The organism is Pseudomonas monteilii, from assembly GCA_001534745.1.
Classification (GTDB): domain Bacteria; phylum Pseudomonadota; class Gammaproteobacteria; order Pseudomonadales; family Pseudomonadaceae; genus Aquipseudomonas; species Aquipseudomonas alabamensis.
This window is the reverse complement of record CP013997.1, coordinates 2645332-2666955: the sequence shown is the minus strand read 5'-3', so window position 1 is coordinate 2666955 and position 21624 is coordinate 2645332. Positions and strand designations below refer to the sequence as shown.

Sequence of the window (21624 nt, the reverse complement as noted above, 5' to 3'; positions counted from 1 at the left end):
TAGGATTTTTCCCTTGTATTTTGCAGCTTTAGCGTTTGGTGCTGCAATCTGGGGGTTTGGAGCCGAAAGCTACTTCCTAAGCGCGCCTCCTAATGTTTCACATTGGCTTGCCAATTTTACAGTTGTTCCGCTTAGTTACTACATGTGGAATGGCATGGATCAGTTCACGCTACTTCCTCCTGCTTGGTCTTTGGGCGTGGAGTTGCAGTTTTATTTGCTGGTTCCATTTCTGATGTTGAGTGCCAGGTTTGCGATGTGTGCTACCTTCGCCAGTGTCCTGATGTTTAGTGCTGCGCAAATGGGTTGGCTTAACACTGATGTGTTCGGCTATCGAATAATTTTAGGTGTATTATTTATATTTCTTACCGGTGCGGCCATTGAAAGCGGTTCAAGAGGAGGGCGGCTATGTGTCATCCTGGCGTGGCTTTCTATGCTTTTGTATATAGCGGCGCTTTGGGAGATGGGCGTTCGGCGAAGCTTTGATGTCGAGGTGGCCCTAGGATATGTCCTGGGCGTGCCGCTAGTTGCTGTGCTTTCTAAGATGCATTTTTCCGGTGGATTTAACTTTATCCAGCGTCAGGCAGGGAATGTTTCGTACGGTTTATTTCTGTTCCACTTTCCATTGATATGGCTGGCGGAGTCGGTAGGTATATCCGCAGGGTTGAAAGTGGTATTTGTTTTTTCATTATCAATTGCGCTGGCAGTAATTTGTCATCATTTTATAGAAAGGCCGTTTTGGAAGAGGTTCCGCAGTGTAGTGAGCCGATCCTCGGCAGTTCATTCCTAACAACCATGTATAGCCCATATAAGCCCACCCAGTGCGGGCTTTTCATCCCTGAAAATCCTTGACCGCGCGCGGTGTACGCAACCACCACCCCGGAAACATCGACTTCAACCCATGCAACGACTGGGTAGGCCGGCTCGCCTGGAGGGGGGCGTGGCCAAGCCGCGCTTCGCCCGGTTCGACTCACCCGAGAATGGCATCCGCGCCCTAGGCAAGCTGTTGGTCAACTACCGTGGCAAGGACGGCATGCCCGGCGTCGGCGGCAGGGACATCGACACCGTGCTCGAGACCATCAACCGCTGGGCGTCGAGCACAGAGAACGACACCCAGGCCCTATGCGCGTGCGGTGGCCACCCGGATCGGCGTGCATCCCACGACGCCGATCAACATCACAAACCCGGCCCCCCTGCGTGGCATGGTGGTGGGCATCATCGTCCATGAGAACGGCGGCAACCCGTACTCGACGGCGGTGATCGACGAAGGCGTGCGGCATGCGCTGGCACGAGCTGGCCTGTGCGACCAGGTCTGCAGGCCCTGGTGCTAGCGTTTTAATGGCATAGTGTCGACGAATGCCAGCGTCTCCTCGCGCTCTTTGCCGGTGTTCTGGAAGAAGCATGCACATCTGCCGGCAGCTCGCCGCCGTGGACTTCAAGGGTTTTCCATAGCATGTGATCGCTGTGCGGCTACCACTGACGCCGATCTGCGCCGGCCCCGTGATTGGGTAGGGGTTCATGGCTTGCTCCATGCGTGCAGGCGCCGCTCTGCCGGGAAGGCACTTATCGTTTGAGAGGGGTGATATGCTGCGCCATTTACCAACAAGGAGGGGGTAATGAATTGGCGGAAAATAGTGAAGGCTCTTTTTTTGCCGCTGACGACGAATCGCTGGCGCACCGGCTCTCTATGTGGGTTCGCGATCTGGTGCATTCTATTACGGTACGGAGATCTGGGTATGCTATTGACGGTTTATAGTATGCCTTTCGGCATCATTCTCTTTGCCATGGGTCCCTCGGAATTCATTCCAGATAATTGGTGGCGGGTTAATGCTTTTGTAAATGAAATGATTGGCCTGTTCTTTCAAGGGAGTCTGATATTTATATGGGCTGTTTTATCTTTTGAGCTTTCATTGAGTAAATATGCTAGGGGCGCATTCATAGTGCTCTGCATGGCACTGCAGCTCATTATTATGAGCTGGATTAAGCGCAGGATGATTCGTTCTTATCTCCGCAAGAAAAGCGAGCAGCGAAATCGCTCGCAATGACTTAGGCAGTCGTTTTGGAGAGGAAGGTGCGGGCGGCAGCGCGAGGTTAGGCTGCGGCAGCCTGCTCTTTGATTGCCCTGATGGCTTTGGCGTCGTGTCGGATGTAGTACAGTCGGGTCCTCTCATATTTTTCGAGCGCCCACAAAAAAGCCCGCATTAAGCGGGCCGTGTGGTGTAGAGGTCTACTCTCGACGGAGCGTTACAGATCGACCGTACTGTTCCTCGTATTTCTTGACCATGGACTGGCAGGTGCTACGGATGAACCTGCGAGTCTCGACCGACTTCAAGTCATCGTCGAAGTCTTTCCAGCACAGCTCTATTGCAATCCTGGACTTATCTTTAGCGTCAGGAGGGCCTGAGAGGGCACCGATCAAAAGCAAAATGCCAAACAGGATGAGCGGGGTAAGGACAAGCCATGGCCAAATCGAGCGGCGTTTCTTGGCAGGCGCAATATCGTCGGCAGTGCCGGTCAGCAGGCTGGCACTGCAATGCTTGCAGCGGATCGCCTCAGCCTTGATTGTCTCTGCACAATAGGGGCATTTCTTCTCGGTGGAATTCACACGTGATCTCCATATCTGGGTGGGTGATTCTACCATCCAGAAGGCACGTTCATCATCCAGGCACAAAAGCCCGCCGGGGCGGGCTTTCAGTGTGACGATCAGAGGATGCTCAACAGGTACTCGGCCATGAGCAGGCAGCTCGAGCAAGTGACCAGGCGCCAGCCAGATGGAGTTGGCGCCGACTCCGAACGAATGATCCCCGCAGTGTTGGCGGGACGAACTGTACCAAGAATTGAAGACCAATGAAGAAACGAACCTACACCGACCGATCCCTGGGCGATAGCGCGTATGTGCTGGGACAGGGGAGCTAGGGGCGCATAGATGGATTAGGTACGTATGTCCATTGTACGCCCTGATGCGCGACAACGTGCCATCAGAAGGTAGCCTAAGCAGTACGTGAGCACCGATGACCTGGCGCTAGCCGTCGACGGCGCTGTGGCTCGCGTGGCGAAGCGCGACGAGCAGATGGGCGGCTTCATTGGGCTCTACTTCGACGCGAAGTGGCCAGCATTGCGTATCGCTAGAGCGCACAAGAGGAGGAAGGCAAAGGCGTACAACCTGGCACTGGCTGCCCAGCTGTACGAGCAGGCCGCCAAGGAATGCGGTGATATGTACGTCAACCGCAAGATCGAACCCAACAAGCCCTTGGGCTCGCAGGCGGACCAGCAGCACGCCGTTGCTGAGTACACGCTGGAGCCACACGAGAATGTCCCGATTACCCCTTCCTATGACCCGCTGGCGAAGCTGACACCGAAACAGGCGAACATCTATGTGTGAGGCTTCCAGCCTTAGGCGCGCTTCCGTGACGCGGTATGCGGCCGACGCTTTGGCAAGACCTTCCTCGGCAAGGAAAAGGTGCGCCGCGCGGTACGCCTGGCAGCTGAATAGGGCGTCAGCGTCGAGGACGAGATCTGGTATGGCGCGCCGACGTTCAAGCAGGCCAAGCACGTGTTCTGGCGCCGCCTGAAGCAGACTATCCTAGAGGTTTGGTGCGCGGCACGGCCGAAATAGGTTGCCTGACGAGTACACGTACCATGAGCAGGGGAGATCCACTCAAAAATCGTCTGGAGGACTCTTCTTGAATGTCCATTCCGTCATTTTTCGTGCTTCGTGAAAGCTCTTGCAGTTGTGAACGAACTCATTGCGATCAGGCTGGTTCGACAGAGAGGCCAGAATGTGCTCGTACATAGCGCCAGAGCAGTTTTCTTCATTGGGCGCTGGCACTCTTTCCATGCCGATTGCCGTGAAGCTGAGCACAGTGGCGGTCAGGGCGGCTAACGTGATGACGCGGTTTTTCATACATGTCCTTATCGTTGAATGTACAGACTCCATGCGCAGCCATAGTACCCGGAGTCCAAGCGAGCAAGCAATCGATGGGGCTTCTGGCGCTTGAGCAAACCTGACGTGCTTGCGCCACTTTCAATCCCATGCAACGTGAACAGACCCGCTTTGGAGGCACACATGTCAGGCCCGCCGACTGCCTGGCGGAGCTGGATGACCAAGTGGAGCGTCGCGTCATCACACATTGACAATGTCGACGCTGAGTCGAGCTATCTCAGCCACTGTCCGACACTGAGCAGCGATGACTCATATTCTGAGTTAAAGAAGTTTCCAATGCGAATCAACCCGCCGCCTAAGAGTGCCGGTAAAGTGATGCGGTCTAGGCTCTGTACGAAATCCCGAGAAACCTGATCGCCGCTCCTCCAGCCCTGAGATTTTGTAGAATCACGCGCCATTAACGGAAAGGAATTCTGTGATGGCAAGGCGCTACGAACTCACGGACGAGGCCTGGAATATGGTCTCCGATCTCTTCATCGAAACCCATGGCCGGGGCCGGCCGCGACTGAGCGACCGACTGATGCTCGATGGTGTGCTGTGGGTACTCTGCTCGGGTGCTGCATGGCGAGATATGCCTGAGCGCTTCGGCCCATGGTCAACGGTGTATCAACGGTTTCGGGGCTGGCGAAACCAAGGGACTTTCGAGCAGATGCTCAAACGTCTGCACCTGAGATTGAATGAGCAGGGCTTGATCGATCTGCAAACCTGGATGATCGACTCAACTGCAGTACGCGCAACCCGAGCCTCATCTGGCGCCAGGAAAAAAGGGGGCCTGACGAGCCTGCCGATCATACTCTAGGCCGCAGTCGCGGCGGCCTGACGACCAAAATCCACATGCTCTGCAACGCCAACGGAACACCGCTGCGCTTCCTCCTCTCTGGCGGTCAAGCCAGTGACATCAGCTACGCACAACCACTGTTGGACGAGGTCAGCATTCCATCGAACCAACGTGGCCGCCCGCGCAAGCGCTGCAAATGGCTGCTCGCCGACAAGGGCTACGACGCCGAAGCGCTACGCCGCTACTGCGATCAATATCGAATGCAACCCGTCATCCCGCTGCGCTCGATGAAGCGCAAGCCCAAGCCTGGCCTACCAAGAGTGTTTGACAGGCCCAAATACCGACAGCGCAACATCATCGAGCGCATGTTTGGCTGGCTGAAAGAGAACCGCCGGATCGTGATCCGCTTCGACACGCTCGCGAAAAGTTATGCCGCCATGGTCTCGCTGACTTGCTCCATGCGGTGTTTGCGACATCTCTTTTCGTACAGAGCCTAGCAGTATTGCTATACAAATCCCCATATTCCTTAAGCTATCAAAAATGGTTTTTGTGTCGTTTGTTGTGCCTAATTACTGTTGAGCCAGCTTTTCCCACATGGTCGGTTACTTCTCTGGCGTCTTGGGTTCGCAGGTGAGCATGTCCTCTAAAATTTCTGATCTCAACATTTAGCAGTCCTTACTTGTTGGTTAGAGGAGCGCATGATACCGCTTGATTTTGTTTGATGCTAAGGTCTAGTCAAAAATCAAATATGGCCGAGTCAGGTCGGGCGGGAAAGTGGCGAAGTGGGTGCCCTCGAGGCTGGCGGTGACAACCGTCCAAACGCTGCACTTGTTCCTGGTCTCATCGTACAGGACGTCATCACGCTTTGCCCGATGCTGGCCTGTTTGCCCGTGGTCACCCTCGATGTGCTTGGTCTGACGGGAGAAGGTGTTGCGCTTGCTGGCGCTCTTGGGCGCGGCCTGGATTCTGGCTGGTTCGCGGATGGTGGCCTGGTCGAAGTAGTAGTGTGGTCCCTTGCTGAGCAGGAACACATACTCATGGGCCTTAGTGCAACGATCCTTGATCGACTCGATGAGTTCTCGCGGGGAGACTTCCAGGTCTAATCATTGAATGGAAAGGCCACGGCCTTCATTTGAGCCGGCTATCGAACCCTGCTAGAGTCGAAGCTCAATTCAGGGAGGATGTATGAGGAGAGTCAAGATTTTTGCGTTGACTGCAGGCGCTGTTCTCATGGCACTGTCGAGCATTGCCGTCACCTTCAAAGGCTTCACTGTGAACCACTGGAACTTGATTGCAGTACCGATCTTTGTCGGGTTGGCCGGTTCGTTCTGGAAACTGGCTAAGGCCTCGTGAGACGCTGGAGGGCAGCGCGGGGTCAGGCGGTGATAACCTGCTCTTTGACTGCCACAATCGCTTTGGCGGCGTGGCGGACGTAGTACAGTTGGGCCAGCACCTTCGGGCATGGCTCGCTGATGTTGGTCTCTCACAAATCGCTGCCGCCAGTCAGCAAATCGTCGTTCTGAAGGAAGTCATAGGCCAGCACGATCTCTGCATCCGGACTCCTTCAATCACGTCAGCCAGGTCGTCGAACAGGTGTTTCGCTCTTGGCTGCTGGCCATCCACGGGCTGGAGCTTTCGTCCGAGCAGTGGGGCAGGGAATAGGAGGGATTCATCGACGCCTGTTTCGCCGCATGCAACGACCTCGATCGTGACGCGCTGGTGCCCATTTTGCGGGTGTTGAAAGAGATGAAAAGGGCAGCTTGACGACTTGTCCGGCTGGTGACGCTATGTCGCCACTCTGGCAATTTTGCCTTTGGCAAACGCATCAAAAGACCCGGTCTCCGAGCCGGGTCTTTTGATGCCTCATAGAGCCTCAAAAATCCCCGTAGGCTCAATCCGATCGAGCTGTTGGAGTGTTCTGGTCCTCAGGCTAGCGTGCGCACTACAGCGTGCGGCTCTAATCATCAAATTGTGATTGGGCCTAGGATATGGCATGCCTGAGTGCTGTGGGACTTGAACAGCGAGGCGCTGTCGCCCGTGGCAGCCGCAATCTACGAAAATGCAGGCAGTCGCCTAAAAAGAGTATTGTGTTCCCGTGCGGCTGGTGCTAGCTTATCCCCATCGTCACATTTTCACCTACGGCAAACATCACAAATAACCGGCTTTTGCGCCGGTTTTTTTGCGCCCGCAGAAATGCAGAAGCCCCGATCAAGTCGGGGCTTTGTTGTGTGTGCTTTTCGAAAAAAGAGAGGGTGACTTCAAGGTGTAGCAACATCCAGAGGAGGTGCCAGATCGCAGATCTAGCCTGCAAGCCAGCCAAGGCCCTCACCGCTCGCGCGAGCAAGAAGATGTTCGTTGTGGGAACTGCAACCGACTACTGACCCGAGCGGCCGGTGTGACACAGCTCCAGATCAAGTGCACCCGGTGCGGGGTACTGAATCATGTGAAGGCCGCGAGCCTCGAACCATCGCCCATGAGCGCCATACGCCCACTACAGAGGCCTGAACTTAAATCAGCTCAGTAACGGAGTTTAAAATGGAAAACGCAAACGCAACATCTCAAACCTTGCAAGATCTTTGGACTCAAGTAGCACCGGTAGAGAATACCGGCATGCTGAGGCGCGTGGTTTTTGCGGACGGCAAGTTTTATGCGGCAGGTGGCAACGGTCTTCCCACCACCACTCAGCTTGTCAGCGGCGATGCAACGGGTACCGCGTGGACCATGCTTAAGGGCACCGTCACCTCTACTAGCGGGAAGGTCATTAACGAGCTGTACTAGAACGGTCTTGGGACATCGCTTCAAGCCCTTTCTCAATCCGGCAATCTGATCTACGGCAGCACAGCACGTCCTTTGAGGGATTGGACAGACCTGACAGCAACTGTTCGCGCGTCCGGAGACTTGCAAGGCATTGTGTATTATCAGCCACTTTTCGGCAGCAATACGACCTGGATATTGGTTGGGTCCAACGGTAAAGTCTTTTCCCGTTATGGCGACTTTTCAGGCCAGGTGGAGCGCACGACGACCTTCACGTCTAGCGAGACGGTGTACTGCGTCAACGTCATTGGTCATTATGTGTTGGTTGCGGGGTCGAATGGGAAGCTGCTCAGCGCTCTGAAGATGGCGACGAATGATTCGCAATCATTTGCGACCAGAACCAGCACCTTCGGCACTAGCACCATCCTTTCCATGAAGCTTTGCAACGGGAAGATGTTTATCGTTGGGGAGGATGGCAAGATGGCATATTCCTCCGATGGGCTGAGCTGGACTGCTGTTGAAGATACCAGTTTCGGTGGAACCACCCTCCGCGACATTGCTTACGGTAATGGCAAGTATGTAGCGGTCGGCGACGGCGGCAAGACAGCCGTTTCCGAGGATGGGATCGGCTGGGTTCAGCAAGCCAATACTTTTGCAGGAACCGATATCCGAAGCGTCGCCTACGGCAACGGCAATTTTGTAGCGGTTGGTGCAAGCGGCAAGATTGCTTACTGGACGCCATGATCTTCTCTCGCCTTGCGTAATAGAGCCCAGCCGTCGCGCTGGGCTTTTTCATTTCTGATTCAGGCGCGCCACCGCCACGGTGGCCCTTCGGGAGAGACCGCGCACCTATTCAAGCCTTCGCCATGCAGCAAGGGCTTTTTGTTTTTGAAGCATGCAGATTATGTGAACGCGCACTGTGTGCCACCCAGAAAGGGGACACAGAATACCTCGTCAAAGCAAGTAGCCTGCCCAAATTGGATCCATGTTGATAATCTCATAGGCTTTCGTATGGAGGTGCTTTGGTGGAGTTTTTACACTATCAGTCGGCGATCTTTGGATCAGCGATTACTTCGTTCTTCTTTGGCCTGGGTATCGGGATTGTGGCGCTCATCGTGCTCGCAGTGAGAACGTACCAAGAGAACATGTGGATTTATGCAGGCCTTGCAGCTCTTGTATTGATCTGGCTGATCTGTCCGAACGGGTGGCATAGCCTTTTTGAACCAGAAGCCACTTTCGATTTGTTGCTATCGAGCCGAAACATCCCACCTCCCGAGGCCTTGTTCAAGGCTGAGCTAGTGGGCGTGCTGCTAGGCTTGGCTGCGGCAGCGATAGGGGGGGCTTATTGGAAGTCCAGGTAAACCTAGCTCAAGCGGGCATTTGGTTGTCAGGCCCTATTGAACACATGCGAGAGAGCAGCGCTATTTTCCCGGTTTGCTTGGGTCTTGACTGAACGAAAGTCGCGGTAGTGGGCAGTCATCGATGGAGTGATTGCATCGATGAGCGCAGGGTCTGCGGGTGTCATCCCATCTGAAGACCCTGTCGTCAGGACCACCTGGAGCGAAATCGTCGGTCTGTTCATCACAGCCCCTACTGACCACCGTGCCACACGATTTTCAACGAATGATCAATCTATAAACCATCGACTTGCGTATCCGGCACCATATCGATATCACTCTTTCAGCATTCAAACCCGTTCTACGCAAAAAGCAGCCCCCTCCACCACACGGTCACGTCCGGATTGCTTGGCATGGTACATGGCCAGATCTGCCCGTTTGAACGTCTGCATGAAGGGCTCTGCGCCCGTGCGCAAGGCAAAACCAATGCTGAGTGTGAACGGGATCACCGCCTCACCATGGTGAACAGGCTTGTCGCGCGCTGCAGCCAGGATCTGCTCCGCCAACTCGGCCGCCTGTCCGGCGTTCGCTACAGGGGCGATGACCAGAAACTCCTCTCCGCCCATACGGATCAAGTGGTCGGTGGTACGCATGACGGCGGACGTACGTGCGACCAGCGTCCGCAGTACTTCATCTCCGGCGTCATGGCCGTGACGGTCGTTTATCACCTTGAAATGGTCCACATCGAGCAGCAGCAGCCCGGTACCGGGGAGGTCCTCGGCAATGACAGCCGCCAGCCCTGCGCGATTCAGCGCACCGGTCAACGGATCACGGCGGGACGTGTTGACCAGGTGTTGAAGGTCACGCTGACCCACCATGGCGATCACGGCCAGTGTAAAGACGATCGACATCACGTGATCGGTCAGTATGAAAAGAACGCCGCCCGTCTCGTATGTGATGAACGTTCCACTGAGGAAGCTTGTGGTCAGAATGGAGGCCAGAATAAGGATGACCGCATAGGCCGATATGGCGCGTGGGCCGTACCAGGATTCGCACCCGCGCAGCACATAAGCGACCTGGCTCATTGAAAGGCCGCAGTAGGCAATGATGGTAATGCGGTACGTCCAGACCTCGCTCTGCGTAAGCACATCTGCGACCAGACAGGCCAGGAAGGGCAACGAGGGCAGTGCAAGCAGCCAAACGGGCAGCGCGGACACCCGGTCGAACGCGCGGTAGCCTGCCCAGAACATGATGTTGCCCACTTGGAGGGCCGAGTGTCCCAGGCCTAGCCCCAGGACGCCGTCGGGCAGGTAGGGCAGCCAGGAAGCCGTCACTCCATACAACAGGCTACCTAGCCCCCAAAAGGCAAAACACCTGTCCCGGGGGCGGCTGGCCCAGATCGAAAAGCACATGGCGCCACAGGTAAGGTTGACCAGGGCGTCCGTGACATGAAGGGTGATCAAGTCCATCCAGCATTCCTCAAAGGTAGAAAGGCCGGCACTCAGGTCTTCGCCGTCTGAACTGTCGTGAGGAACACTCAAGCTCGCTATGTACGCGCTTTGTTCACCAGGGCTGCTACGGCTACAACTAGCAAGGGTGATAGCGCCTTGACATCGATCGTAACACCATCAATACGCTTTGTTCGGTTTTCGTCGGACTGGCTCTGTTGAGGCCAGGTGCTGTTGAAAAACAATGCTCCTGCACGATGCAATACAAGTCATGATCAGTATCAATGAGCACCCAGGCGCCGCTGCCGACCTGATCAGTACACCCCTTGAACACGTTCGTTCGTCCGGAGTTATCTCGCGCGCAATTGACCGGAGGTCCATCACGCTATTTACTGTACATGCATACAGAACATCCACCGGACCTTCACCATGACCATCACCTACCTAGGTACGCCAACCGGCGGCACCACCAAACTGCCTCTCTACTCCTTCCACGTGCCGGCTGGTTTCCCCTCGCCGGCGGCTGACCACCTCGAAGGCCACATATCGCTGGACGAGCTTTTCGCCATCCGTGCCCCCCACGTCTACCTGGTGAAGGTCGAGGGGGACAGTATGCAGGGTGCGGGCATCTACTCCGGCGACCTGGTGATCGTCGACCGTGGCCGTGAAGCCGAGCACGACGACATCGTCATCGCGGCGGTGAACAGCGAACCGGTGTGCAAGCGTCTGTACCGCCGCGATGGGGTCGTGGTGTTGAAATCCGAAAACCCAGCCTATGCCGACCGCTACATTCTGGAAGGCGATGACCTGGTGATCTGGGGCGTGGTGCGCTATAGCGTGCGCGATCATGCGCAGTGATCAGGTATTCGCGCTGATCGACTGCAATGCGTTCTACGCAAGCTGCGAGCGCGTTTTTCGGCCCGACCTGGCCAAGGTACCCATCGTGGTGCTGAGCAACAACGACGGCTGCGTCATCGCGCGGTCTTCCGAAGCCAAGCCCTACGTGCAGATGGGCGAGCCGTTCTTTCAGGTCAGGTCGAAGCTGCGCAAGCACGGCATCCTCGCGTTCAGCAGCAACTATGCGCTGTACGGCGACATGAGCGAACGGGTCATGTGCATCATCGAGTCCATGGTGCCCGCCACCGAGGTCTACAGCATCGATGAATGCTTCGCCGACCTGACGGGCATCACCGAAAACCTGACGCAGTTCGGTCGCCGTGTGCGAGCCCGGGTGCTCCAGTGCACCAGCATACCCGTGGGTGTCGGTATCGCACCGACCAAGACGTTGGCCAAGCTGGCGAACCATACCGCCAAGCGATTGATGTCGCACACCGGCGGCGTGGTCGACATCTGCGACCCTTTCAAGCGCGACTGGGTGCTGCGCAACACCGCGGTCAACGAGGTATGGGGCATCGGTAGGCGCATGACAGCGCACCTGCAGGGCATGGGCATCAAGAGTGCCATGGACCTTGCTCGGGCCGACGCCCGGCTGCTGCGCAAGACATTCAGCGTGGTCGTCGAGAAGACCGCCCGCGAGTTGACCGGTACACCGTGCCTTGGGCTGGACGAGGCCGAGCCACCGAAGCAGGAGATCTGCTGCAGTCGAATGTTCGGACGACGCCTGGAGGCGCTGGCGCCGATCGAGCAGGCAGTGGCCACCTATGTCGCACGCGCTGCCGAGAAGCTGCGTGCGCAAGGCTCGGTGTGCAAGCGCATGCGCGTGAGTATCCGTACCGGGATGTTCAACCCGGACGAGGCGCACCACGCCCAGGGCGTGCTGGTGGAGTTGCCATACCCGACCTGCGACACGTTGCTGATGACGCGCCTGGCCACCGAGGCGCTCGCCCGCATTTACCGGCCGGGCTGCCGGTACAGCAAGGCGGAGGTGCTGCTGATGGACTTGAGGCAGCCTGGCGAGTTTTCGGGGAATTTGTTCGCGCCGAAACAGTCGGAGGCGTGTGACCGACTGATGGGTGTGATGGATGCCATCAACGGACGCTGGGGGAGGGGGACGGTGCGAACGGCAAGCGTGCCGGCATCGCCGGACTGGGGCATGCAGCGGGCGATGATGAGCCAATCCTATACGACGCGGATAGACCAGCTCTGGAAGGTCAGGTGTTAGGTCCGCCCGCTGCATGCCTGGAAGAGCACCGCAGTCCTCGGTGCCCCCCTCGGTCGTTGCGTCTGAAGACATTGGGGCAGAGCCTCGTCCAATGAGCGCAACTCGTCCTGGTGCGCGATCGGGCGGTAACGTTCAAACTTCCGCCTCAGCTCTTCTCGCGCACTGCATCGACCAGTTGGTTGATCAGACCTTTCTCTCCTGTCGTTCGCTCGTAGCAACCCGGTTGATTGGGCGGGGAGGCATCGCATGGTATCGAATGGGTTGAGCCGCCAGGGTAATTACCCGAATAATGCGAGCAGCCTGCGAGCAGCAAGATCGTCATGCCCAGTGCTGAAAATCCATTTCTCATCCGTTCACTCCTCAAGGCTAGATACCGATTGGACGCGCAGAGGTGTAAAAAGACACATGACGCTCGCTCCAGGGGCGCCTTCTCATGTCCAAGACGTGGCGGAGACAATCCTTGGAAAAGTGAGTGATAGGCTCCACTGCGGATCCTGTAGGAGCAGCGTGATGCATTTGCAAAAAAGGTACAGAGCGTTCCAGGTAGGGTTCACGCCCAGACGCAAGCGCTGGGCGGGTGTGTTGTTGATTCTGCTGGCGTTGATAGGGATGGTTTTGAACCCGGCAAGTCGGTGGCCTTGGGTGCTCGCGACGGGCGTCATCTGGCTGATTGCCGCTTGGTTGCCAACGAGACGCGGTAGGTAGTGACGCAAGTAGGCACTTTACTATGCTAAGACTCTGGGCATACGAATGAAGCCCCGCTTATAACGGGGCTGGCTCTACCGTATGCCTATGCCAGAACAGGACTCAACTCGACTCAAAGGAGATACACCCATGCTGAACAGAACCCTTACCGTCGCTGCAATCGCGCTGACCGGCCTACTATCCACCTCAGCTGTCTACGCCGAAGGTGAAGTCGGCAAAGGCGTGCGACACGACGTGCGCGAAATCGATAAGGGCGTCGACCACGATGCCAAGGAAGTCGACAAGGGCGTGCGACACGACGATGATGAAATCGACAAGGACGCAGACCACCTGGACAAGGAACGCCACAAGGAAGACAAGCACATCGACAAGACCCTCAAGAAAGATCTGTAGCAGATACACAGTCAAGGCACCTGACACGGTGTCGGGTGCTTTCCCGAGCGGTGCCTCACTTCATCCCATCACGGCACGACAGCCAACCCCGCCATGCGCCATTGCCTCAGCAACCAGCCCCCCTGGCCTTCGAATCCCTCATCGAGCAGCGTTAGCCCCTGAATCCGATCCAGCCTGAAATGCCTGAAGGCCTGTCGGGACTCACACCAGGCCGCCAGGATATCCGCCTGGTCGAAGTAGCCGATCCCCAACGGCCTGACGACACGTTCCGATACGTGCGCGCCTTCTCCTCGGTACGACAACCTGACTTTCCGTTCGCGCCGAATGGCATCACGCAAGGCCTGGGGATCGAAGGCGAGGCGGGTGTCCGATCGAACCCCAGGTGCGAACAACGCCGTACGGTTCAAGCGCTCGGCGCCACCAGGCGGCAACACGGCCTCGGCTTTCGCCAGCACGTCGTTTGCCGCCTGGGACAAGGCCGGGTCCGCGCGCTGTGCGACCCAGCGCATCCCCAGCATCAGCGCTTCGAGTTCATGCTCGGTGAACATCAAGGGCGGAAGAACGAAGCCGGGGTGCAAGACGTAGCCCAGACCCGGCTCGCCACGAATGTCCGCACCCTGGGCTTGCAGAGTGGCGATATCGCGGTACAGGGTGCGCAGGCTGATGGAGAGGGCCTCGGCGAGCTGCTGGCCTGCCACGGGATAGCGATAGGTGCGTAGCAGACGCACCAACGCAAGAAGACGTTCGGCTCAGGTCATGCGCGGATGCTGACAGGTTCTGTCAGCAGCGTCGAATAGCCTTGTGGCTTCTTCAAGCAAGGAGGTCTCATGGGTAGTCAGCATCTGGTTCTGTTGTACGTGAACGACACGCAGGCAAGCTGCGCTTTCTACGAAAGGTTATTGGGACAGAAGGCGCAATCCGTGTTCCCGAGCTACGTGTCCTTCGCGTTGAGTCAAGAGATGGCGCTGGGGCTGTGGTCGATTTCGGCCCGTGACTTCAAGAGTGGCGGCAGCGGCCATCGCGGCGAGATCGCTTTCCTGGTGGACACGCGGGCACACGTGGAATCGCTTTACCACCAGTGGACCGAGCAAGGCGTGCGCATCGAGCAACCGTTGCACGAAGCGGTGCTCGGGTTGACCTTCGTGGCCGTGGACCCGGACGATCACCGGTTGCGGGTCTGCATGCCTGACTGAATGAGCCGCGGGTGGGTGGCAGACGATCAATCGCAGCTCGAGCTGGATCCACCATCGCTGGAGCCGCCACTGTCGCCCGATGAACCGCCGCTGTCGTGGCTGCCGTGATGCCCAGGATCGCACGCGGTACTCGAACGGGAAGGCTCGCACACGTCCGTCAACAAGACGAGGGGGGCGAGGGTGGCGGGCGGGGGCACGTTGGACGCATGGTCCGTACCAGGCGTCGTCAAGGCCGCCGGCCGCTTGCGTCTCTCATGACGTTTGAACAGGTCCTTCAAAAAATCGAACATCCTTCATTCTCTCGAGCCGGTGCATTCATTGGGGCTCCCGTGCCAAGGCGGGCGCGATGGCGCTCGTGAGCTCCCCCGATGAACACGAATCAATGACAGCGCACCGTACGAAAACGACGCGCTGTAGGCAAGCCAGCGGCCAAGAGGCGGCCTACCGCCTCACGCCGGGCGAGGCAGGCGAGGCGTCTTCAACATCCAGCCGCCCAGCAGGGCCAGCAGTACGATGCCTCCCAGGTACAGCTGGGCCGCGCCTGTCAGGCCTAGCCAGGAAACCAGGGCACTGACCAGCAGGACCGGCACGCAGAAGGCCAGGTAGCTAAGCACATAGAACGCGGCCAGCAAGCCTGCGCGCTGGTCAGGCTCGGCCAGGGGAAACAGGCTGCGCGTGGCGCCCAGGAAGCCGCTGCCGAAACCGATGCCGGTGACCAGGGTGCCGAGTGCGAACAGCCCGAGGTAACCGCTCGTCACGGCCAGCCAGAGCACCAGTGCGCCGGTGCATAGCGCACCGCTGCCCAACCGGAGCAGACGTTCGCAGGGCCAATGCCGCCCTCCATGCAGGCAGGCCGCGCCGCTCAGGGTCAGGCCTGCCACGACCGCACCGCCAACGAGCACCGACGGCGTGCCTGTAGCGGCCTTGATCAAGCCCGGCATCAAGGACAGGTAGAAGCCGCCGACGGCCCAGACCGCCAGTTCGATCGGCAGGACACGCCATAGCATGGTACGCGCCTGAGGTGGCACTGCCAGCCGTGGGCGCATGCTCGCCAGCAGGCCCGGGCGAGGGGGCAAGACGTCAGGCAACCCTGACATCCCTATGCCCAGTAGCAGGAAGAGACCGAAAAACACTTCGTAGACCCGCTGCAGGGGAGCCGGCGCAAAGGTGACTAGCAGGCCGCAACCCAGCGCGCCTGCCGCCATGCCCAGCAGCGGTGCCAGGCTGTTGAGCCAAGGGCCGCGCCGTGGATCGCTGTCCAGTAGCGCCGCACCCAGCGCGCTGGTGGCGATACCGGTAGCCCATCCTTGAAGGGCCCTGGCCAGAATCAGATCGACCAAGCCCTGGGCCTGGTGGAACAGCGCCAGCGCGCCGGCTTCCATCCCGACAGCAGCTAGGATGACGACGCGGCGCCCCATGTGGTCCGAGAACCGACCGCCCACCAATAGCGCGGCCAGCAGCGCAAAGGCATACACGGCAAACACCCAGGTCAGCCAGAACGTCGAGAATCCCCAGGCGTGCTGATAACGGGCGTACAGGGGCGTCGGCGCGCTGGAGGCGGCCATGAACGTGAAAAGCAGGGCGCCCAACAGGATCAGGCGTGTGTCGGCATTGAAGCGGAAAAGAGTCATCGCGCACTTCTAAAGCTAATAATTTGCGTTAGAGGGTAGGGCGTCCGCTCCACAAAAGCAATTAATTTGCTTTAACGTTGCGGTATCATGTCGGCATGACGACCAAACACTCCCGCCCAGGCGGCCGTAGTGCCCGCGTGCAGCAGGCCATCCATGACGCGGTCAGGGCCCTGCTCGACGAGCAACCCCGTGACGCGCTGACCGTTCCCCTGATCGCCGCCCGCGCCGGCGTGACGCCTTCGACCCTCTACCGACGCTGGGGCAACCTGCCGAGCCTGCTGGCCGATGTCGACCTGCAACAGCTCCGGCCCGACGTCCCGCCTGAAGACACGGGTAGCCTGCGCGGGGATTTGACCCTCTGGCTGGAGCGCTACGTCGATGACCTGGTGTCGCGACCCGGACAAGCCATGTTGCGGGATGCACTGATGGCCACCGACATGGGATGTGCCGTTCGCTGCACCGAGCCGACCCGCGAACGTCTGACGATCCTGCTCGAGCGCGCGCAAGCCCGAGGTGAGCCTGCGCCTTCGATCGACAGGTTGATGGATGGGTTGATTGCGCCGTTGATCTTCCGGACCCTGTTCGGGGGTGAGCACCCGGACGTGGCGCTTCAGCAGCGCCTGCTTGACCGGGCGCTGAGCCCCGGGAAGGAGGCCGAGCCTGCCGAGGACCTGCCCTAGGACGTCGGCGTCAGGTGCGTCGCGCCGTCAGCAGCAACGAGGCGGCCAGTGACAGCAGCACTGCGCAGCCGCGGTTGAAACGCCTGCGCCCTGCGGGCTCGGTCATCCAGCGCCGTAGGTGCAGCCCCATGTAGGCATACAGTCCGATGGCCACAGCCTCGAGGACCAGAAATAGCGCGCCCAGCAGGGCCAGTTGACGACCGACCTCTTGTGCAGGATCAACGAACTGGGGAAGGAACGCCGTGAAGATCAGAATGGCCTTGGGGTTGCCCGCTGCCACGAAGAATTCCTGCCGTGCCAGCCCCCACAAGTTGCTGCTCGAGCACCCGGAAGCCTCGCCCCCGGCTACGGTGTCTGCCTGCCACAGCCGATAAGCCAGGTAGAGCAGGTAAAGCCCGCCGCCCACCTTGATGGCCTGGAAGATTGCTTCCGAGGTCTGCAACACGACGGCCAGCCCTGCAGAAGCCAGGGCGATCATCAACGCGAAGGCCACCAACCGGCCCACTCCTGCCAGGCAGGAGCAACCCCATCCATATCGTGTCGCGTTACTGATCGAGAGAAGGTTGTTCGGCCCTGGGGCCAGGTTCAGCGCGAAGCAGGCGGGCAGGAAAAGTACCAAGGTCGTGCTGTTCATGGGCATCCTTGCGTGTCGAGCTTGCGTTATGAGGACTGCCGCGCCTGATCGGTCAGGGTGCGACGCCTCAAGCATAGCGCCCGTGTCCGGCAGTCCTGAACCTGTTTTTGCAACCGCAGTCTCAACCAAGCCATGCCTGTGACGGCCGCCGCGAGAAGGCACCAAAGGGTATGATTCTTTCAGTCATTCAAAGGAGGTGGCCATGAAGCTTTCCACGAAAACCGCATCACTTTCACTGTTGGCCTTGGTCTTGTCGGGGTGCGATGCCAACACGTCTGCGCACACCAATGCAGCGCAACTGATCTCGACGTTCCAAGGCGATTGGAAGGTGACGAAGGTCGCCGTGTCGGATTCCGGCGTGCAGGCGTTGCAGGACGACGACCCCAGCCTGATGGGCAAGCATGCCAGCTTCACACCGGACGCCTTGACCTGGGTGCCAGCGGACAGCGCCGAAGATGCCTGCAAACAGCCTACCTTCCGCAAGCTGACGGTGGCACCTGACCAGGACATTCAAGGCCGGCTCGACAAGCTGGGGCTGTCACGTGCCACGCCTTACAGCGTACGCTGTGCGTCAGGCAGCTGGGGCCCCATGGGCGAGGAAGACCCTGCCTTCTTCGTGGGCGCCGACGGCTCGCTCGGTCTGGCCTGGTACGATGGCGGCCTGTTGAAGTTGACGCGTACGGCGCGTTGAACAGCGTATCGATGGCGAATTTTCAAGGGGTGCCGCCGGCCAGCGGGCGCCCCTGACGGGGCGCCCTGGTCGCCAACTAGTGAGCGCGCCTGTCATTAGCTCCCTTCATCGGGGCACCGATTTTTCTCTGAACCATGACACGCCACATCAGGTCACCCGCATAAGCAGTTGTAAAAACACTTCTTTCAGGGATTCGATGCCATGTCGCCAAAAGACGAAGCGGCACAGTTCGAGGCGTATCAGTTGATCAAGCAACTGAATGAGGTCGTGACGGACACCATGAAGCATGTTGCCTATGGTCATCTGCCCGATGTGCACTGGCGTGAGGTCGTCAGCACCCATCGCCTTGCCTTCGAGCAATGGATGGCCTTTGCCGAAGGCAAGGCCCTGACGCAAGAGCTGGAGCAGCAACGCGGTCGGATGCGCCATGAGGGCCAGGACAAAAGCCGCGAGCCCATGACGTCTGTCCTGCAGGACGCCTGCGAACGCCATGAGCACGAGCGCTAAGGGCAGAGAGGCAGCGGGATTGGACCTTGAGAGGACCGGCTGTCACTTCATTGCGAGCATGGCAGCCTGTTGACCCTGCTCGGCCGACAGGACGCCATCCTTGATCTGCTTGTTCAACGCCGCACTGGCTGTGGTCAGTGCAGCAGACAACGCGCCCAACTCCGACTGCACGCCGGCAGCCTTCATCTGCCGCGTCTGGGGGTCGAGGTGCGAATCCATCAGCACAGCCTGCAATTCCGCCTGCTTCTCCTGAATCTTCTGTTTCAGCTCACGAATCATTTTCAGGATGTTCTGCGTGGTATCCGGCAAGCCGCTTTCTTCGATGTCGCGGTTCGAGGCTGCCTTCTGCGCGGAGGCTGACTTTTCCAGTGCCAGGCCCGACAGCGAGATCTTGACTGCTTCGGTACGTGACGTGCCTGCCGTGTTCGAACGACTGGAAGACGGTTCGCTTTCCTGTGCAGGAGTCGCCGTCTGAGCAGTGCTGGAGATGATCGGGTTCAAGCCTGAAGGGGGGATCAACATGTTCCGGCCTTGGAAGTGATGGGGTCTCTGATGTATCGGCCTGGCTGATCCACGCTTGAATGATCGGGCACTTGCATCCTGGAAAACGCTGTTACGGTAGAGCGCCGACCGTTCATCGACCGCATGGACACTTTGCCGAGGTAGCTCCCTCACATGTACGTAACCGTCATTTTGTAGCGAAGAAGGAGCGTCATCATGATCAAAGACAACAACGGCCCAACAGCGCCCTATCCAGGGCCTTCCGGGCCAACCGACACCGGTGAAGGACACGGCTCAGGCATCGAACAGGCCAGTTCCGAGCCCAAGCAGGGTGATGCCCAACAGACCGGAAAGCCGGAAGACTGGACACCGCCACCGGGCAACCCCGGTTCCGACCAGGACTCGCAGCTCGACCGTGAGAACGGTACGGCCAAGACTGAAACGCCGACGCCTAACCGCTGACACGGCATACGGTTCAGGCAGCTTTCCTGTCCCAGCGGCCTGACCTGACGAACCACCTGGGCTAACCTTGAGCCCAGGGGCGAGGGGCATCGTCCGATGCCCCGCCAACACTCATCGCTACTTCTCCGATTTCTCGTCCGCCTCTTCCTGCGCCTCTTCGATCTGTTGCTCTGCCATGGCCCTGTAGGCCTTGCGCAACTTCTGCAATTCGCGGCTGCTCATGGTTTCCAGATCGAGCACGGAATTCTCCGCCGCCTTGGTGGCCCGAATCAGCTCGTCCAGCTTCACGTGCAGGATGTCGTTGTCGCGGTTCTGGGTGTTCTGGATCAGAAAGACCATCAGGAACGTGATGATCGTCGTGCCGGTGTTGATGATCAGCTGCCAGGTGTCGTTGTAGTTGAAGTAGGGGCCGGTCGTGGCCCAGACGATGATCAGGGCCAAGGCGAGCAGGAAGGTCCCTGAACTGCCGGATCGGTTGGACAGCCATTGGCAGAATTTCGAAAACGTCATGGTGTGGCTCCTTTTTCCAATGATGGAGCGTGTGACAACCTCAACGCGCTGAAATTTTTTTTTACATTCAGTGGAGGCTGGAGGAAGGGGTGCCAGACTGAACCGTCCCGGCCTGGCAGTGCCCAATGAGCACCACTCTGGAGATCTTGGCCATGACAGACCCCAAAACCAACGAGCAGCCCACCGAGAAGCCTGAAAACGACGACGTGCCTGCCCATTCGACCGCCGAGGAGCGTGAGCGACTGAAGGACGTCAACAAGGACGGCATCCCGCCAGGCTCCTGCTGAAACAGCCGAGCTGTAACGGTTCGAACCCGAGACCCGGCGTCAGGCCGGGTTTCATTCGATCGGGCGAATCAGTTCTGGTCCCTGATTACGCACGTTCCCTACCGCAGGGCTTACCCGGAACCACTCGAACGTCTCGGCAGGCTCGCCCAGGTGCAGCGCCATCTGCTCGGCACGCTCGCCTTCCAGCGTGTCATCGAGCCACGACCGCGCCAGTTCGGGCGCCAGCACCACCGGGCGCCGGTCATGCACATCGATCATCCCTCCTTGCGCATCGGCCGTGATGATCACGAAGCCATCCTGCTCATCCCCCTTGAAACGACCGATGCTGGCGCACAGGGCAGGGCGACCATCACGTCGACGAATCAAGTAGGGCTGCTTGCGTGGACCGCCTTCATCCACCCATTCGTACCAGCCGTCGATCGGTGTGATTGCACGGTGTGGCCAGATGGCGCGGAAAAAAGCACCGTGGGCGACTTTCTCTACCCGCGCATTGATCGGCGCGGCGCGGTCCGTGGCCCAATGCGGACGCCAGCCCCACGTGACGCGTTCGGCGCGCAGGGTCTGAGCCTCCTGGCGCAGCAGGGTGACGGGCGTGGTCGGTGCGACGTTGAAACGCGGCGCGGCGTGCCCCTCGAGCGCATCGTGCCAGGCATGCTTCCAGCCCAGGGCCGCGACGAATTCAGAGGTCTCGCTGTACTGGGTCACTCGTCCACACATGGTGCATTCCTCTCAAACAGGCATTCAGGCAGACCGTCCTAGGGTCATTTGGGGTGAGCAGCAGGACGATTTCAGCCAGTAGGGCATGGCATAGAGGTTGGACCTTGCAAGCATGAAAGTATTCGCTGTAATGTAATAGTATTACACAAACAGGAGCGTCATCATGCAGGTGCTGTCATCTCTCAAGAATGCCAAGTTGCGTCACCGCGACTGCCAGGTCGTCAAGCGTCGCGGTCGGCTCTACGTGATCTGCAAGTCCAATCCTCGCTTCAAGGCCCGTCAAGGCGGGGTCAAAAAACGCGGCTGAAGGGCCATTGACCCGCGTACACTGCCC

General features: G+C 58.7%; 24 protein-coding genes and 4 pseudogenes. 17 read left to right on the top strand and 11 right to left on the bottom strand.

The window, feature by feature from the left end:
* Positions 1 to 845 precede the first annotated feature (845 nt).
* Both APT63_11415 and APT63_11410 read left to right on the top strand, forming a co-directional pair.
* Positions 846 to 1328 (top strand): annotated as a pseudogene (locus APT63_11415) (structural protein P5).
* A 285-nt stretch (positions 1329 to 1613) separates the two neighbouring features.
* Positions 1614 to 2042, top strand: a complete 429-nt coding sequence (locus tag APT63_11410) for a hypothetical protein (GenBank protein ID AMA46185.1) — start codon at positions 1614 to 1616, stop codon at positions 2040 to 2042.
* A 182-nt stretch (positions 2043 to 2224) separates the two neighbouring features.
* On the opposite strand, the gene APT63_11405 is transcribed toward APT63_11410, so the two are convergent.
* A complete protein-coding gene (locus APT63_11405) occupies positions 2225 to 2602 on the bottom strand; it encodes a hypothetical protein (protein ID AMA46184.1) in 378 nt (125 codons plus the stop codon).
* 555 nt (positions 2603 to 3157) lie between these two features.
* Between APT63_11405 and APT63_11400 the strand changes: the two are divergent.
* Positions 3158 to 3379, top strand: a pseudogene (locus APT63_11400) (hypothetical protein).
* Positions 3380 to 3655: 276 nt separating this feature from the next.
* Here the strand turns inward: APT63_11400 and APT63_11395 are convergent.
* Entirely contained in the window at positions 3656 to 3901 is a 246-nt protein-coding gene (locus tag APT63_11395; protein AMA46183.1) for an entry exclusion lipoprotein TrbK, read from the bottom strand.
* 457 nt (positions 3902 to 4358) lie between these two features.
* Here APT63_11395 and APT63_11390 point away from each other — a divergent pair, with 457 nt between their 5' ends.
* Both APT63_11390 and APT63_11385 read left to right on the top strand, forming a co-directional pair.
* Entirely contained in the window at positions 4359 to 4739 is a 381-nt protein-coding gene (locus tag APT63_11390) for a transposase (GenBank protein ID AMA46182.1), read from the top strand.
* Between the two features lie 35 nt (positions 4740 to 4774).
* Positions 4775 to 5215, top strand: a complete 441-nt coding sequence (locus tag APT63_11385) for a transposase (GenBank protein AMA46181.1) — start codon at positions 4775 to 4777, stop codon at positions 5213 to 5215.
* 234 nt (positions 5216 to 5449) lie between these two features.
* Here APT63_11385 and APT63_11380 read toward each other — a convergent pair whose 3' ends face one another.
* Both APT63_11380 and APT63_11375 read right to left on the bottom strand, forming a co-directional pair.
* Entirely contained in the window at positions 5450 to 5749 is a 300-nt protein-coding gene (locus APT63_11380; GenBank protein AMA46180.1) for a hypothetical protein, read from the bottom strand.
* Positions 5750 to 6825: 1076 nt separating this feature from the next.
* Complete coding sequence (locus tag APT63_11375) at positions 6826 to 7062, bottom strand: hypothetical protein (GenBank protein AMA46179.1); 237 nt, start codon at positions 7060 to 7062, stop codon at positions 6826 to 6828.
* Between the two features lie 191 nt (positions 7063 to 7253).
* On the opposite strand from APT63_11375, the pseudogene APT63_11370 reads away from it, so the two are divergent.
* Both APT63_11370 and APT63_11365 read left to right on the top strand, forming a co-directional pair.
* A pseudogene (locus tag APT63_11370) lies at positions 7254 to 8216 on the top strand (hypothetical protein).
* 278 nt (positions 8217 to 8494) lie between these two features.
* The gene (locus tag APT63_11365) at positions 8495 to 8833 is read left to right on the top strand and encodes a hypothetical protein (protein AMA46178.1); all 339 of its coding nucleotides are present in this window, start codon (positions 8495 to 8497) and stop codon (positions 8831 to 8833) included.
* A 326-nt stretch (positions 8834 to 9159) separates the two neighbouring features.
* On the opposite strand, the gene APT63_11360 is transcribed toward APT63_11365, so the two are convergent.
* Positions 9160 to 10278, bottom strand: a complete 1119-nt coding sequence (locus APT63_11360; GenBank protein AMA46177.1) for a hypothetical protein — start codon at positions 10276 to 10278, stop codon at positions 9160 to 9162.
* 408 nt (positions 10279 to 10686) lie between these two features.
* On the opposite strand from APT63_11360, the gene APT63_11355 reads away from it, so the two are divergent.
* The 4 genes from APT63_11355 (at position 10687) to APT63_11340 (ending at position 13477) form a co-directional block, all read left to right on the top strand.
* Positions 10687 to 11115, top strand: a complete 429-nt coding sequence (locus tag APT63_11355) for a peptidase S24 (protein AMA46176.1) — start codon at positions 10687 to 10689, stop codon at positions 11113 to 11115.
* Positions 11105 to 12379, top strand: a complete 1275-nt coding sequence (locus APT63_11350) for a DNA polymerase V subunit UmuC (GenBank protein ID AMA46175.1) — start codon at positions 11105 to 11107, stop codon at positions 12377 to 12379. The genes APT63_11355 and APT63_11350 overlap by 11 nt, the downstream gene beginning before the upstream one ends.
* A gap of 510 nt (positions 12380 to 12889) precedes the next feature.
* Complete coding sequence (locus tag APT63_11345; GenBank protein ID AMA46174.1) at positions 12890 to 13084, top strand: hypothetical protein; 195 nt, start codon at positions 12890 to 12892, stop codon at positions 13082 to 13084.
* Positions 13085 to 13213: 129 nt separating this feature from the next.
* The gene (locus APT63_11340) at positions 13214 to 13477 is read left to right on the top strand and encodes a hypothetical protein (protein ID AMA46173.1); all 264 of its coding nucleotides are present in this window, start codon (positions 13214 to 13216) and stop codon (positions 13475 to 13477) included.
* Positions 13478 to 13545: 68 nt separating this feature from the next.
* Here APT63_11340 and APT63_11335 read toward each other — a convergent pair.
* A pseudogene (locus APT63_11335) lies at positions 13546 to 14235 on the bottom strand (DNA-binding protein).
* 69 nt (positions 14236 to 14304) lie between these two features.
* Between APT63_11335 and APT63_11330 the strand changes: the two are divergent.
* A complete protein-coding gene (locus APT63_11330; protein AMA46172.1) occupies positions 14305 to 14670 on the top strand; it encodes a glyoxalase in 366 nt (121 codons plus the stop codon).
* 449 nt (positions 14671 to 15119) lie between these two features.
* Here the strand turns inward: APT63_11330 and APT63_11325 are convergent, their stop codons facing one another.
* Positions 15120 to 16301, bottom strand: a complete 1182-nt coding sequence (locus APT63_11325) for an MFS transporter (GenBank protein ID AMA46171.1) — start codon at positions 16299 to 16301, stop codon at positions 15120 to 15122.
* A 95-nt stretch (positions 16302 to 16396) separates the two neighbouring features.
* Between APT63_11325 and APT63_11320 the strand changes: the two genes are divergently transcribed.
* A complete protein-coding gene (locus APT63_11320; protein AMA46170.1) occupies positions 16397 to 16981 on the top strand; it encodes a TetR family transcriptional regulator in 585 nt (194 codons plus the stop codon).
* A 10-nt stretch (positions 16982 to 16991) separates the two neighbouring features.
* On the opposite strand, the gene APT63_11315 is transcribed toward APT63_11320, so the two are convergent.
* A complete protein-coding gene (locus APT63_11315) occupies positions 16992 to 17615 on the bottom strand; it encodes a lysine transporter LysE (GenBank protein ID AMA46169.1) in 624 nt (207 codons plus the stop codon).
* 202 nt (positions 17616 to 17817) lie between these two features.
* On the opposite strand from APT63_11315, the gene APT63_11310 reads away from it, so the two are divergent.
* Both APT63_11310 and APT63_11305 read left to right on the top strand, forming a co-directional pair.
* Entirely contained in the window at positions 17818 to 18306 is a 489-nt protein-coding gene (locus tag APT63_11310; GenBank protein AMA46168.1) for a hypothetical protein, read from the top strand.
* Positions 18307 to 18507: 201 nt separating this feature from the next.
* The gene (locus APT63_11305; GenBank protein AMA46167.1) at positions 18508 to 18813 is read left to right on the top strand and encodes a hypothetical protein; all 306 of its coding nucleotides are present in this window, start codon (positions 18508 to 18510) and stop codon (positions 18811 to 18813) included.
* Positions 18814 to 18855: 42 nt separating this feature from the next.
* Here APT63_11305 and APT63_11300 read toward each other — a convergent pair whose 3' ends face one another.
* Positions 18856 to 19335, bottom strand: coding sequence for a hypothetical protein (locus APT63_11300; GenBank protein AMA46166.1), 480 nt, complete (start codon positions 19333 to 19335; stop codon positions 18856 to 18858).
* A 195-nt stretch (positions 19336 to 19530) separates the two neighbouring features.
* On the opposite strand from APT63_11300, the gene APT63_11295 reads away from it, so the two are divergent.
* Positions 19531 to 19776 carry a hypothetical protein gene (locus APT63_11295; GenBank protein ID AMA46165.1) on the top strand — a complete coding sequence of 82 codons (246 nt, stop codon included), beginning with the start codon at positions 19531 to 19533 and terminating at the stop codon, positions 19774 to 19776.
* A gap of 117 nt (positions 19777 to 19893) precedes the next feature.
* Here the strand turns inward: APT63_11295 and APT63_11290 are convergent, their stop codons facing one another.
* Both APT63_11290 and APT63_11285 read right to left on the bottom strand, forming a co-directional pair.
* Positions 19894 to 20286, bottom strand: a complete 393-nt coding sequence (locus APT63_11290) for a hypothetical protein (GenBank protein ID AMA46164.1) — start codon at positions 20284 to 20286, stop codon at positions 19894 to 19896.
* A 338-nt stretch (positions 20287 to 20624) separates the two neighbouring features.
* The gene (locus APT63_11285; GenBank protein ID AMA46163.1) at positions 20625 to 21290 is read right to left on the bottom strand and encodes a hypothetical protein; all 666 of its coding nucleotides are present in this window, start codon (positions 21288 to 21290) and stop codon (positions 20625 to 20627) included.
* Positions 21291 to 21453: 163 nt separating this feature from the next.
* On the opposite strand from APT63_11285, the gene rpmJ reads away from it, so the two are divergent.
* Positions 21454 to 21597, top strand: coding sequence for a 50S ribosomal protein L36 (gene rpmJ / locus APT63_11280; GenBank protein AMA46162.1), 144 nt, complete (start codon positions 21454 to 21456; stop codon positions 21595 to 21597).
* Positions 21598 to 21624 lie beyond the last annotated feature (27 nt).